The sequence below is a fragment of the Paenibacillus sp. Marseille-Q9583 genome, from assembly GCF_976954365.1.
Window position 1 is genome coordinate 1 of record NZ_CDRJTB010000013.1, and the last position, 13160, is coordinate 13160.

General features: G+C 44.1%; 12 protein-coding genes and 1 pseudogene. 6 read left to right on the forward strand and 7 right to left on the reverse strand.

Translation table 11 applies throughout. The features are described 5' to 3' along the window. Nucleotides 1-14: 14 nt before the first annotated feature. The 3 genes from ACWNM1_RS08570 to ACWNM1_RS08580 all read left to right on the forward strand — a co-directional run bounded on the left by ACWNM1_RS08570 (nucleotide 15) and on the right by ACWNM1_RS08580 (nucleotide 2678). Entirely contained in the window at nucleotides 15-662 is a 648-nt protein-coding gene (locus ACWNM1_RS08570) for a hypothetical protein (RefSeq protein WP_449600664.1), read from the forward strand. A gap of 103 nt (nucleotides 663-765) precedes the next feature. After that, nucleotides 766-1899: a stalk domain-containing protein gene (locus tag ACWNM1_RS08575; RefSeq protein WP_449600665.1), complete on the forward strand. Its 1134-nt coding sequence runs from the start codon at nucleotides 766-768 to the stop codon at nucleotides 1897-1899. Further along, the gene (locus tag ACWNM1_RS08580) at nucleotides 1896-2678 is read left to right on the forward strand and encodes a TatD family hydrolase (protein WP_449600666.1); all 783 of its coding nucleotides are present in this window, start codon (nucleotides 1896-1898) and stop codon (nucleotides 2676-2678) included. Before ACWNM1_RS08575 ends, ACWNM1_RS08580 begins: the two co-directional genes overlap by 4 nt. A 76-nt stretch (nucleotides 2679-2754) precedes the next feature. On the opposite strand, the gene ACWNM1_RS08585 is transcribed toward ACWNM1_RS08580, so the two are convergent. From ACWNM1_RS08585 to ACWNM1_RS08600, 4 genes are all read right to left on the reverse strand, one after another. Beyond that, on the reverse strand, nucleotides 2755-3321 hold the full coding sequence (locus ACWNM1_RS08585) for a histidine phosphatase family protein (RefSeq protein WP_449600667.1): 567 nt from the start codon (nucleotides 3319-3321) through the stop codon (nucleotides 2755-2757). 400 nt (nucleotides 3322-3721) lie between these two features. Next, nucleotides 3722-5020, reverse strand: a complete 1299-nt coding sequence (locus tag ACWNM1_RS08590) for an MFS transporter (protein ID WP_449600668.1) — start codon at nucleotides 5018-5020, stop codon at nucleotides 3722-3724. 74 nt (nucleotides 5021-5094) lie between these two features. Next, the gene (locus ACWNM1_RS08595) at nucleotides 5095-6246 is read right to left on the reverse strand and encodes a winged helix-turn-helix domain-containing protein (protein WP_449600669.1); all 1152 of its coding nucleotides are present in this window, start codon (nucleotides 6244-6246) and stop codon (nucleotides 5095-5097) included. A 143-nt stretch (nucleotides 6247-6389) separates the two neighbouring features. Continuing rightward, a complete protein-coding gene (locus ACWNM1_RS08600; protein ID WP_449600670.1) occupies nucleotides 6390-7067 on the reverse strand; it encodes a YjgB family protein in 678 nt (225 codons plus the stop codon). Nucleotides 7068-7458: 391 nt separating this feature from the next. Here ACWNM1_RS08600 and ACWNM1_RS08605 point away from each other — a divergent pair, with 391 nt between their 5' ends. Genes ACWNM1_RS08605 through ACWNM1_RS08615 form a run of 3 tightly spaced genes read left to right on the forward strand, consistent with a single transcriptional unit; the run spans nucleotide 7459 to nucleotide 10611 of the window. Next, complete coding sequence (locus ACWNM1_RS08605; RefSeq protein WP_449600671.1) at nucleotides 7459-7956, forward strand: RNA polymerase sigma factor; 498 nt, start codon at nucleotides 7459-7461, stop codon at nucleotides 7954-7956. Beyond that, nucleotides 7953-8309 (forward strand): hypothetical protein, encoded by a 357-nt coding sequence (locus ACWNM1_RS08610; protein WP_339245522.1) that lies wholly within the window; start codon nucleotides 7953-7955, stop codon nucleotides 8307-8309. The genes ACWNM1_RS08605 and ACWNM1_RS08610 overlap by 4 nt, the downstream gene beginning before the upstream one ends. Continuing rightward, the gene (locus tag ACWNM1_RS08615; protein WP_449600672.1) at nucleotides 8299-10611 is read left to right on the forward strand and encodes a hypothetical protein; all 2313 of its coding nucleotides are present in this window, start codon (nucleotides 8299-8301) and stop codon (nucleotides 10609-10611) included. Before ACWNM1_RS08610 ends, ACWNM1_RS08615 begins: the two co-directional genes overlap by 11 nt. 86 nt (nucleotides 10612-10697) lie before the next feature. Here ACWNM1_RS08615 and ACWNM1_RS08620 read toward each other — a convergent pair. The 3 genes and pseudogenes from ACWNM1_RS08620 to ACWNM1_RS08630 form a co-directional block, all read right to left on the reverse strand. Continuing rightward, nucleotides 10698-11507, reverse strand: a pseudogene (locus tag ACWNM1_RS08620) (SDR family NAD(P)-dependent oxidoreductase). Nucleotides 11508-11553: 46 nt separating this feature from the next. Then, a complete protein-coding gene (locus ACWNM1_RS08625) occupies nucleotides 11554-11988 on the reverse strand; it encodes a MarR family winged helix-turn-helix transcriptional regulator (protein ID WP_042185446.1) in 435 nt (144 codons plus the stop codon). A gap of 128 nt (nucleotides 11989-12116) precedes the next feature. Then, entirely contained in the window at nucleotides 12117-12656 is a 540-nt protein-coding gene (locus tag ACWNM1_RS08630) for an RDD family protein (RefSeq protein WP_449600673.1), read from the reverse strand. Between the last annotated feature and the right edge of the window lie 504 nt (nucleotides 12657-13160).

Here is a 13160-nt window from a genome sequence, read left to right on the forward strand (position 1 = left end):
GGCGGCCCCTGTAAATGTCCAATGCTAATGATCTTTTTGAACGCCAGGAAATGATCGGTCCACCGCTGAAAGTAAGAGGTTCACTGACCCTCAAAGAAGATGTTCGTGCGGATACCATCGATGTTGTCGGCCATTTAAGTGCACAGAAGAATGTTACTACCGCTAAGTTAAAGGTATCTGGTGATTGTTCGATTGGAGGTCATTGTAGAGCCGAACAGGTTATTAATCTGGGAGGTCTACGTGTTCAACACATCCAGGCAGACAGACTGCAATCGTCTGGATATTTTTCTGCAGCACAAGATGCTGAACTCGAAACCTTTTATGCCGAAGGTGCTGTGAAGATCCATAGGTTAACTGCTGAATCATCCATTGAGCTACGTTTAGGAAACAGAAGCACAATCGATGTCATAAAATCTAGCGGTACCATTACTGTTAAGCCATCTTTGAAGCTAATGAATGCGCTAATCCCCTACTTCCGGAAGCTTACCTGCAAAACGATTGAAGGGACTAGCATCATGTTATATCGAACGACAGCAGATCTCGTCTGCGGTGAAGATATTGTCATCGGACCGGGTTGTTCTATTGGGGAGATCCGCTATACCAAAAGTCTAACGGTAGACCCTAAATCACAAGTTACTCGGACCGTATTTTTAAATAAATAGCAAACGTAACAACCTTGTCTCTGCTTTGTTTACAGAAAGTGACCTACTACGCGCTGATTTAATCTATACTTAAGAGGACTGGACTTAATCCTCGGAGGTAATTATGAATAAAATCATCGTAATCGGAGCTATCACGCTCTTTTTAGCCGGATGCGGAGCATCGGCATCTATAGATATGGATACAACAATGGCAATTAACCAAACACAAACTACTGAAGCACCACTGAAGCTAATCGTTGATGGAGAAACCGTTCTTCCTTCTCTCCCACCTTTCTTCTCAGGTGATAAGGTCTATGTACCTGCAAAAGTACTCATGGAGTACTACTCATCTGAACAACAATGGGATAATGCTACGAAAACCTTAACCATCTCTGATGGAAGCAGTAAATATGTTTTGAAGCCAGGTAATGAGTATATGCAGGGTGACGGTTATCAAAATGAGCTGGGAGGACCTGCAATTCTACGAAATGGTATTTTTTATATTCCGGCAGACTCTCTAAACTCTCTCTCTGGTGCCACTGCGCAGCTGAATGCCTCGCAAAATGAAGTTGCCATTACATCAGGGGATGTTAGTACTACCGTAAGAACCCCCAGCGAACCTCTAGCGATTGCTACAGAAAATGACCAAGTTAAGCTGTATACTGCCCTCAAAAATGGCGGTACCTACGAAGGATTTGTTGTAGAGGTGAATGGTAATAAGCATACCTTTAATTGGGAAGCACCAAGATTGTTAGGTTACACTCCTGAGATTCATTATGCCGATATAGATCAGGATGGGCAGGAAGAAGTTGTTGTCATACTGTGGCTAGGAACAGGTACGGGCATGTCTATGCAGGAGCTTCACGTCATAAAGCCTGACCAGTGGAAAGAAATGAATATACCATCCGCGGATAAAGCTGTCTCAGCATTTGTTACCTCAACAATCTCCAATGAAAAAGGCGATGCCTTAATTCAAATTCAGGTAAAAGGTTCCACTCCATCTATAGTTACTATGCGTTATCCGGATCGTGGCGAGGATGGCAATCTTGGCGAAAAAGCCGGGATTGGTGCAGTGACTTACTACATGGTGGAAGAAGGCAAGCTGAAAGCTGAGACCAATGTTTATATCGGATTTCTGGAGAGTATTGGTACACTAACCTTTTCCTACAGCTCAGGAAATGATGGAATGGAACCTGAGTCCATTCGTTTTGAGCCTCATGAGGAGTATGCCTCTTATGTGGTGGGTAAGCAGCTATGATTGATGCCCATATACATTTAGAGCAATATAAGCCTGAGGTTTCGGAACAAATGTTGAGTGAGTTTCCTAACTTGGGGATCGAAGCCCTGATTGCTGTCTCCATGAATTTAGACTCTTGCGTTCGCACTCAAAAGCTTGCCGCTACCTATCCCGGAGTGGTATGCCCAGCTTATGGTTTTCATCCAGAGCAGCCCATACCGCAGAAAGCTGAGTTATCCACTTTGCTAGAATGGATTGAGCGTCAAGCCCGGGAGGATTTCATCGCTGTAGGTGAAATTGGACTGCCTTATTATTCGCGTGCTGAAGCACTGGAGCGCGGCGAGGCTTTTGATATGGAACCTTATATTCTGCTTCTTGATCAGTTGCTTGAACTTGCCGCCCGTATAGATAAACCAGTGGTCCTGCACGCTGTCTATGAGGATGCGCTGATTGCCTGTGATCTATTAGAGAAACATGGTATAAAGCGTGCCCACTTCCACTGGTTTAAGGGACCCGAAGAAGCCATTGCCCGTATGATTAAGAATGGATACTATATCTCTTTCACCCCTGATATCCTTTATGAGACGGAGATCCAGGAGCTTGCCCGCCGCTATCCCTCAGAGCTTGTCATGGCGGAGACCGATGGTCCTTGGCCATTTGAAGGACCTTTTGCGGGTAGAGTCACGCATCCATCTATGATTCGAGATGTCGCCGCTGCTTGGGGAGCGCTGCATGGCTACACTTCCAGCCAAGCAGAAGAGATACTGACTGCGAATACTAAGCGATTTTATAGCTTGTAAATAAACAAAAGGATGGTTCCTAGCGAATGCCAGGCCATCCTTATGAATAATCACAGCTTTATCCCAGTTTGGGAGTTCACAACCTCTCCACACCCATTAACGTTCCGCCTGCGAACTCCATTTTATAAATATCCGGCTTTGTGGTTTGTAGTAGAAAATCCAGATCATATTTAGCGTCAAAATAATTCATCATAAGCGTCATGACTGCACCGTGAGTTCCAATCGCAACCTTTTGCCCACTGTGTTGTTTCAGTATATCTTGAAGTACGCCAACTGATCGCTTCTGACACGCATGAATGGACTCTCCACCAACCGGAACAAAATTTGGATCAGCAAACATTGTTTCCAGTAATGGATATAGCTCCTGGTCAGGCATGATCATATTTCCATCCGAAAAATGGATTTCCCGAAGATCCTCAACACTTTGAATCTCTGCCCCTAACTCCTGCGCCAAGCCAGAAACCGTATGTATAGCCCGAAGATATGGACTTGAATAAAAGACTTCAATTCCTTCAAGACGTAATTTCTCCGTTACCTTACGGGCATCCGCCTCCCCCTTCGCTGTTAATCCACGTGTTCTCTCAGTTCCTCCGGACAGCTTGGGTGACTCACCATGCCTTACCATATAAATAAAAGTTACCATTCTTCCCCCTCCTCTACCTTTACATTTCTCGTGTTCTATCCGAACTCCTTCATAAAAAAGCCCTTATGGGCAAGAATCGATCCTAGCGAGATAGGAAATCTCTTAATTGCACTCTATACAACTATTAAGCATAAAAAGAGGTCTGCTGAGCAAATAAGTGTAGTTTCTGCAACTAAAAACCATCATTTCTACCCCAAAAGAGAAAAAATCAAATTATAGCTGCACATAATACAACTAAAGTTCGCTTTGAACGATGAAACAGCATTTAGTTGCAGATTCTGCAACTAAATGCTAGGTAAGCCCGCTAGGTAGTCTGTGCTACTCAAGCTTTCTAGTCTGGCTAGTTTGCCTGACCTTCACTCCCCACTTTCGCAAGCTTATTCTAAATAAATCTGCAACCTCAAGTTTCCATCATTTTAACCTTCCCCGGTTGCTCCGTTGAGCTATCACTTTTCTCTTTCTGCACAGGCCACAGCACGCGGCCAAATACAATCCCAAGCACACCTATCAAAGCGATTACGATACCAAAGTTAAAAAAGATCCGGCTAGGCCCAGCGGCCTGAACCAGCATACCGCCGAGGAGTGGGGCGCCAATCATCACACCGCTAAGAATAGTACTCTGAATACCGAACACACGCCCTGTCATGTGGGGGGGAGTTTCTTTTTGTAAACAATAATTGAAGGTAATCATAAACATTCCGTTTCCGAGACCCAGTACGAATCCTAGCAGCAATACAGGAAGGCTAGTAACGCCTGGCTGAAGCAGGCCAAGCCCTCCGACCGATACACCAATAAGTGCATAACCCGTACCTAGCTTCCAGCCGTAGCCTGTTCCCCGGTTCATTTTGTTCATGACCATGATCATCAATATTGCACCCACGCCAGTTGCCGCGACAAGCCAGCCCAGCATAGATTCCTCAGCAGGTGCGATAATTCTGAATAGACTTGTAAACTGAAAATCGATCATCTGAATAGCTAACGCACCAACTAAACCAAAGAGCATGCTGTTTAGCAGCAGTCTGCTGCGCAGCATAAAGCTCCAGCCTTCCTTCCACATCGTGCGGAGAGAAAAATGCTCCTCTGGATCCCCCTTGCTCTCTGAGCTTACTTGTCCCGCTTCACTATTTTTAACAGTAAGTAGGAGCAAGTAAGAGCATCCTCTGAGACAAGCATTGATCAAAATACACCACTGTGGCGTAAGAACAGACAACGCGAAGCCGCCCAGTAAAGGTCCCGCGATTTTCGAGCCTTGATTCACAAGCCCATTAAGCGAGGTAGCTTGAAGCAGTTGGTCTTCTCTAACCATACTACGGGTCATCGACTGCTGAGCAGGCACGTTTAACGTAGAAATGGCAGCACGCAACATCAATAACGGGAGCAACCACATCATACTGGGAGCAAATAATACGAATACGGTTAACAATGCCGTAAGCAGATCACACATCCGCATTAGCTTCAGCTTGTTCAGTCGGTCAGCCACTACCCCTGCAAACGAACCCAGCAAAATCCCCGGCAAAGCTATGGAGACCGGAATCAAAGCCAGCATTAGCGGGCTGGCCTGCCAGCGGTACCCTACGAGTACCTGAATCGCCAAGGCATCGAACCAATCTCCAAAGGTCGCCGTCGCAAATGCGCTGTACACACGCATATATACCTTGTTCTTAAGCAGGCTCGTGCCTGCTTGTGTTGAAGCATTCATTAAACATTCCTCCAAATTACAATTAAGAGCTTATTAGCATGACCTTAATGTAATGGAGAATTGTCAGAGAATTATCAGGGGGCAGTCACAAGGTTCGTAAGCACGGTATCCAAGGATTGTTCTAACCGATGGAATCCCCGCTCTTCCTTCTCCCGTTCAAATATATCCACATATTTGCGATACAAAGCTGGCTTAGGTGGAAACTCGTTACAAAAATGAACTATTCGGTATAACGCATATATCCGCATCGGCACGAATCCTGACATTTCAAGCACCTGAAGTGCCTCATCCAACAGTTGCTCGGCTTCACGCCAAGACTTGCGCCGTAGAAACCACAAGCCCCTTGTAACTTTATAACTACCGATTTCACGCAAATAAGGTTTCTCCAGCAAAAATGCTTCAATGTCTGTTGCCATCCGTTCTATTACGTGATCTTCTGTTCCCATCCACAAGTGTGTAAGCATTTCCGAGGTCGCCGTTATAGGAATGAAACTCTCATACCCCGGCTCTTTAATGACTTCATACGTTAGCTTTAGTCGTTCCAGTGCTTTTTCCGGTTTCCCTGCCAGCGTGTACAAATCCAGAATATTTAGAATCTCCACTTCGCGATGCTGAGGCGGCAAAAGAATCTTTTTCTCAAGGACTAACTCGCAGAACTCTAGTTTTTTCTTAGGATCACCCAATAGAACATAACAGATTAATAAGGAATAAAACCGTTCCTCTATCCCCACCTCGGTTGTGTTTAACAGCCAATCCAAATCTCCCTGTACAAAATGAATATAGATCGAATAAAACGGATCCATCGCATACCCCAAAACATCCTGTTGGCGTGCGAGGATTAACATCGAGCGGCCTTGGCCATATAAGTGATATTTCTTGAATACTTCCCGCATCGTCTTTTGCATCTCTAAGTCATATGTAGTCGGATTGGCCATAGCGGCTGAGGGTCCCTGCATCGTCAAACTATAGCCAAATCCACGAACAGTCTTAATATCCAAGCCTTGTAGCTTGCTAAGCTTTTTACGAAGGCGATAAATATGATCATCAACCGTTCGCTCTACTGGGTATTCTAGCGGCCACACCTTATCCAACAGTTGTTCTCGACTGAACGTACGCCCTCTATTTTTGTACAAAAACTGAAAAAGCGTAAATTCTTTAGGGAATAATTCGATCGTTATCCCATCTCCAGTCACTTTATATTCACTTTCGATTAATTCCAGCTGCATGATAGAACCTCTCTTTCTCCCGAATCCGCTCATTGGTTACATTATATCAGCACATCCAAGGCGTACTCCAGATTAAGAAAACATACAAAAAGAGCAACCCGCAGATTTCTCTGCATGATTGCTCCTTGCACCCATTGCTGGTCTTATCCAGCCATATTATTAGTGGAATCCTGTTCACTAAAAACAGAGATGTGACCTACCTTACCCGTCGAGTTTGGAATAATGAATTTCAACTGGAATTGATCATTGGCTTGATAAGTGTAGATCTTATCCTCGCCATTTAATTTGATATCATCCGGCTTGCCCAGTGTGGATTCGATCTGTTTCAGTGTTAGCTCTTGCAGCGCAGCATCACTGGAACGAACATCGAAGATTAGGCTCCCTTTATTGAATCCGAATACGACATGTTCATCAGTGTAGGTAGCATAAATACCTTTTCCCGCTGACTCTTGTTGATCAGGCTTACCCCAATCGGCTTCTACCTCATCAATTAGTCCGGTATGTGCAGCATATTCAACACCGGGCACCTTACCCTTTTTAGCAAGCTCAAGTAATTCTTGAAGTTGTTTGTCGCTATTCTGCGGATTCGCATTGGCTGTATCTTTATTAGTCTCCATAGGGGAATCGGTCGCTGCTGGTGCAGTTTCCGAAGGAGTGGTTGATGGGCTAACTTCTGGTTCTGCGGTTGCTGTTACCGTTTCAGTTGGCACCGTAGTTGGGGAAGCAGAATTAGCTTGCTCATTGTTCGAACTGCAACCAGCAAGCCCAATCATTCCAGTGAGCAGGATAGTAGCTGCTAGAAACTTAATCTGTGCTGACATGTGACATCTCCTTAGTAAATTCGCTCAAAGCCATCTTGCAAAAAATGGAACTGAACATATAGACGATACTGAAATGAAAAAGTTTCATCAGCCAAGGAAGGCTTGGCTTGGTCTAACTATCATTTACCCAAATCTGCTGAACATCAATAAATTACCTGATTAATTCTCACCACCGGAGTATTTCATTGCAGAACGTGCAATAGATTGGGGCAGTTTGCTTCGAAAAAGGCAATGCATTGCACATAGTGCAATTGGAGTCCCCCTCAGTAAAAATATTCCACACAAACGCAACCTTAATCCTCCAAGCCGCATCTTATTAGTAAAGGGAGGGGAGCTTCATCTGAATATTATAGAGAGAATCAAAGCAAAGGATGAGTCAGCTCTCCGCCTATTGATGGACGATTACGGGGATATGCTGCTCAGAACTGCCTGCTTGCTGCTCAAAGATCGACAGAGTGCCGAAGAGGCGGTACAAGATACTTTTATTCAAGCCTATGCCAAAATGAATCAGTTGCAGGATCCGGAACGGTTAAGGGCTTGGCTCATTCGCATCGTAGTCAACCGCTGCCGCATGAAGCAACGGACTTGGAGCTGGCGTAATATTTCCCCCTCGGGTGGGTCAGAGCTACAAGCCAGCGATGATGCGGGCTTCACTGCCGGGGCAGAAGAGCTTTTCATGGTGGAATGGCATAATGTTAAACTCGCCGAGTTTATTAGGAATCTCGATTATGTATACCGCGAATGTCTGACGTTATATTACTTTCATGAGATGAGCATCCGTGAAATTTCCGAGCAATTGAATACACCGGAGAATACGATTAAATCGCGGTTAGTTAGAGGACGGACACTCTTAAAAAAGATGTTGGAGAAGGAGGGACATTTCTTATGAATACGGGGAACACGGAGAATACGAAACGCGAAGCTATCAAGCAACAGTTAGATGAAGAACTACAACCCATACACTTCGAAGGACATGAACGCGTCCTCAAGATGACCCACCCTCCAACCTTTGGAGCTCGTCTCTTGGCTTTCTGGAATAAAGAAATCGAGATCCCTGTGAAACCTATAGGCGCGATTGGTGCCATTATTCTAGTCGTATCATTGACTCTGCATCAACCAGAGGTTAAACATCAACCACAACAAAACGTCCAGCAGCATCCGAACCGTGAACTTATTGAGGCTGGAGGCAATACGTACTGGAAGGATATCTATGATCAGGCGGTGAAGAGACATGCGAATTAAGATCAAAGTCAAACATCTAGTGTCATTCGTGCTACTCCCGGCCTCCCTGCTCATTCTTCTATTTAACTTTCTGCCCTCCTCAAAGGCACAAATGGAGGAAAGCTCAGCTATTCAATCTAACCTGGCCCGTACAGAACTTCTGAAAAAGCTAGAGTCTACAACTGGCAGGAAACGTATGGAGCTTATTCAAACCAATATCATTGATAAGGAGCACGGCTACGATCCCTATAGATACGACGTAAATATTGGCCCCTCTATGAGTCAGTGGAATCATGATGAACCGAGTATTTCCGACTTGCTGTCAGAGGATAAAATCGCGTTGCTAGAGGAATACATCCTTGATGGGCCAGCGAATAATACACGTATATTTGCGGTAAAGCTGCTTGCCTACGAATATGATGCTCTTGGTCGTAGAGACGACGGAGATCAAGCGCTAAACACCGCCGCGAAACAGTTAGATAGTAATTCTAGCGTGGCAAAAGAACTGGCGCTGCTTCAAGCAGAACGTGCCCTGAATCGTGGGGATACAACAGCCGCTGAATCTATTCTTGAACAAACTTCATTTCCATACGAGAATCAGAAAGATTTAGAAGCGCAAAAAGCATGGCTTACCGGGCGCCTGCTCTTCACGAAAGGCAAAGCGCAGGAAGCCCTTGCCGTAGTAACCAATGGCTTGGAGAGCTACAAAAAATACTGGCAGGATATTCATAAACAAATGAGTCTTGTCATTAGTAACTCTGATAAAGACACCGCAGACAGCGAAGCAGCGGGCTCATCATCAAGTTCAGCACCAACGATTGGCACTTCAGAAGCCGAAATGCAGCTTGAAGCGCTAATATCTGCCATTCAGTCAGCTGTAGATATGGGAAATACCTCAACAGCTGTCGTATCTGGAACCCTAACCCGAAGCGATGGGACACCAATCCCGCGCGCAGGTATTTTTCTCCGTGCTGAAAGCGAAGTTAATCACAGCATCACAGCTGCTGAACCGTACCGAATCGTTACCGACGATGAAGGGCGTTTCGAATTCCACGGTGTGATTCCGGGCTTCTATCAATTGCAGCTTGGACTTAGCTATGATCAGATCGACGGATGGACTTGGCCTGTACAGTATGACGATTGGCTTGAAGTTAAACCGGATGATAGGTTGAATGAGAGCATTGTTCTACAACCTCTGCTTGAGCTTCAGTCTCCTATTAATCAGGAGAGGATAACGGGTCAGTCTGTAGCTTTCCACTGGAAGGCTGTTGAAGGTGCGGCTTACTATCGTTTAAGCGGTGGGGTCTCGATGGTGGGGAGCTCCTACAGTTCGCAGATTCGGGACCATATAACGGACAATCAAGTCTCTATTCCAGTAGATGAACTCTATTACAACAGTGGTTTCTCCTACGGCAGTGGCGGAGAGGGCTTTGAATCGATTGATCCTCTATCTTTTCTCGTGTTCATGAATCCTGAAGCACGCTTTTCTTGGAATATCGAAGCATTTGATGCGGATGGACATCTGCTTACCCGCAGTAATGGCTACAGATTGAACAAAGACACCGTTGGTAATCTACCCTTCTTCTATCTCAAGGAACGAGAATTAACCACAGCCGATAGACTATTGCTAAATAAGAAACCTGATCAAGCCATAGAAATGTACCAACAGAATGTTGCCGATGATCCACAGGATGCTCATGCCCTGCATATGCTTGTGAAGCTGATGCTCGCTAAATCCTCCCTGACGAAGGATGACTCATTAGAAGATCAGGCGATTCCGCTACTCCAAAAGCTCATACAGTTGCATCCTTATTCTAATTATGCCTTCACGTTGACGCAGTATTATTTTGACCATAAGGACTGGAAATCTTATAACGAATTTCATTCCCGCTACAACGAGTTAAACCCAATCGAATTAAACAGTTATGTACGCTCTATAAACGCCAAAGCTCTCATGCATCAAGGCAAGCTTACAGAAGCTCGGGAGCAATTTGCTATCGCCTTAGAGCATGATGACAGCCATCGTTTTATTGGCAGCTATTTGGCTGCAGAATTATACGCTGGTGAGTCGCTTTCTTCTGTATTGACATTGGCTGAGCATTACCCCGAACACAGCTTTGGTCTTAATGGGTATCGTTGGCCACAAATGATTAAACAGCTCATAGCTGAACGAACAAAACAGCCTAACAACTTTGACCAAGAGCTGAAGGAAAAACTCGGATGGTATGTAAATGGTCAGACAAATGTTTTGAAGCAATGGATCGAAGGAGCAAAGTCCTCCGCATTGAAGACCTTTATACAAGCTGTTCAAAAGGTAAGCTAACTTAGCCTAACTCACTTATACAAACAAAAATCCGGTCCCGCTCGTTGAATACGAGCTTAGGACCGGATTTTTAATTACGCATGATTTTATTTACCTTTAGCTTCCATCATGTAATTCTGAAAGTCCGTAATGCTCGGGTTGGACATATAGTGACCACCCTCTACTTCAATCGTTTGACCAGTAATGAATTTAGATTCATCCGATGCCAGGAACAACACTGTGTTTCCGATATCATCCGCTTCTCCATGGTAAGGCAGAGCGTTGAACTTCTGGAAAATATCCAGCACAGCTGGCGGCATATTTCTTGCAGCCGCAGGTGTTAAGATCAGGCCCGGAGCCACTCCGTTGCAACGAATCTTATCTTTACCATATTGTGTGGCGATGTAACGAGTTAGGTTCACAACAGCTGCCTTAGAGGAGCCATAAGCCGTGCGCAATGAATCTCCAGCAAATGCTGACATGGAAGCTGTGTTAATGATCGAGCCTCCGCCCGCTTAAATCATATGTGGAATGGCAAACCGGCTGCCTAACAGAACACTTTTGGTGTTCACATTCATCAAGCGATCCCATTCTTCCAAATCTATGTTGACGACATCTAGGTCTTTTTGCAGATTAGTTAGACCTACATTGTTAAATAGGACTGTAATCGTGCCATACTGAGCGACTGTGAAATCAACAGCTTCCTTGATCGAATCTGCTTGGGATGCATCCAGGAAAAGACCTTCCGCCTCTCCACCTTCACTTTTAATCTTAGCCGCTGCTTCTTTGGCAGCCTCTACATTAAAATCGGCGATGACAACTTTGGCTCCTTCTCTAGCCATTAAAGTAGCGGCTGATAAGCCAATACCTGAAGCGCCTCCAGTTACTAATGCAACCTTACCTTGAACTCTTCCCATATTCATACCCCTTTATAATGTGATTAAGATTCTTAGATGACTTCATTTATGTTTCAGAGCTATCAAAGCTCGTTAACAACTTTTCATAGATTTTCAAGAATTGCTGCAGTTCTTCTTCATCGAGCTTCTGAAACATTTCAGCTCGGAGCTCCTGCCCTTTTAGCTGTGCTTCCTTCAGTACATCTCTGCCTTTGTCCGTGATAGACAGCAGTACATTTCGGCGATCATCCTCGTTATATTTGCGCTCGGCCATTTCCTGCTTAATTAAGCGATTGGCAATATTCGTCATCGCCCCCGGCGTATAACCTAGCTTCTTAGCCAAAGTAGTTTGCTTCTGGGGACCCTTTTTATTCAATTCTCCCAAGACGAGAACAGGAGATATCCCAATATTGTGGTCAAAAGCATTCATCCATCGAACAATGATTTCATTCGTAAATAATTCAACTGCATGTATGAGTCTAAAAATATCTGGGTTTTCCAAGACATCCTCCTAAGATGTTCATAATGATTGGCTACTTCGAGATATATTTTAACACTAAAATATTTAATAGTAAAATGTTTAATAATAAAATACTTAATATAAAAAAAGAATGCTTATAAAAGCATTCTTTAGATTGCGGATTTATCAACAACATAAGTACCAGCCATCATATCGTGAAGCGCCCGTTTACGGGGAGTAAATGCGACAAATAGATAATCCACAAGCATGATGAGGCCAAGTATTTTACTGAGGTCAGTAGCTAAAGGTGCCCATAAATTAAGAGTGGTGGAAATCATAGTGAGATCGTAGAGGCTTACGCCAACAATCATTGAAAAAATCGTACTAATGATTCGGAAAATATTTCGAATTAGAGCTTCCTTCAACGTTGGGATATTCCCTTGCTGATTGACAATTTTCATCTTTAAAACCAGCTTCCCAGGCGTTCCGCCAAATCTAACGATCATAAAAACATCAAACACGACGAAGAAAATATACTCAAGGATGATGGGAATCTCCGAATGCAAGGATACAGCTAATGAATTGAATATCCAGTATACAATAACCGCAGGTATCAGAATGATAAGGAGATCAAGAATAGTAGCGAGAACTCTTTTCCAAAAGCCTATGAAATCCTCCTGTTCCAAACGTTCAACTTTATAATTATCCATATTAGGGCCTCACTCTCTATGCTTACTTTATTCATTCATCCTGATTATCCGCTCTTCAATAATGGTTTCCAGTTCCTTATTATGCTATCAGAAAAATTATTCGTTAATTCAATTATTCTATGTATCGCTTCCTGATCATATCCCCGATTCCATTCAAAAATCATCACAGGCCCCGATGATTCTAATCCTCATAGGCTTAGCCGAGCCCGATCGGCAGGATGATAAGTCCAAGCGATATAACCGTTGTGATTCTCGTAGTGAGGATCGTTAGCTTTTGATTTTTCTGCGATTTGTACCAACCTTTAAACACAAGGTCAACACAAGCAATACACACATTCGAAGTAATTCCAATATAAAAGAGCCGAATTTTGTCATTTCTACAGCCTTCCCTTCAAGATTTTCTATTCGCAAAAAATCCATATTCATCCAATTATACACTTTGACTGTGATGACTCCTAACGGAATATTCGAAAAAACAACCCAGCCCAAGATACCTTCTATCCT

What these genes read in the sequence shown, in the direction of transcription:
- ACWNM1_RS08570 (WP_449600664.1), top strand. Translation starts at nt 15, where the DNA reads ATGTCCAATGCTAATGATCTTTTTGAACGCCAGGAAATGATCGGTCCA.
- ACWNM1_RS08575 (WP_449600665.1), top strand. Translation starts at nt 766, where the DNA reads ATGAATAAAATCATCGTAATCGGAGCTATCACGCTCTTTTTAGCCGGA.
- ACWNM1_RS08580 (WP_449600666.1), top strand. Translation starts at nt 1,896, where the DNA reads ATGATTGATGCCCATATACATTTAGAGCAATATAAGCCTGAGGTTTCG.
- ACWNM1_RS08585 (WP_449600667.1), bottom strand. Translation starts at nt 3,321, where the DNA reads ATGGTAACTTTTATTTATATGGTAAGGCATGGTGAGTCACCCAAGCTG.
- ACWNM1_RS08590 (WP_449600668.1), bottom strand. Translation starts at nt 5,020, where the DNA reads ATGAATGCTTCAACACAAGCAGGCACGAGCCTGCTTAAGAACAAGGTA.
- ACWNM1_RS08595 (WP_449600669.1), bottom strand. Translation starts at nt 6,246, where the DNA reads ATGCAGCTGGAATTAATCGAAAGTGAATATAAAGTGACTGGAGATGGG.
- ACWNM1_RS08600 (WP_449600670.1), bottom strand. Translation starts at nt 7,067, where the DNA reads ATGTCAGCACAGATTAAGTTTCTAGCAGCTACTATCCTGCTCACTGGA.
- ACWNM1_RS08610 (WP_339245522.1), top strand. Translation starts at nt 7,953, where the DNA reads ATGAATACGGGGAACACGGAGAATACGAAACGCGAAGCTATCAAGCAA.
- ACWNM1_RS08615 (WP_449600672.1), top strand. Translation starts at nt 8,299, where the DNA reads ATGCGAATTAAGATCAAAGTCAAACATCTAGTGTCATTCGTGCTACTC.
- ACWNM1_RS08630 (WP_449600673.1), bottom strand. Translation starts at nt 12,656, where the DNA reads ATGGATAATTATAAAGTTGAACGTTTGGAACAGGAGGATTTCATAGGC.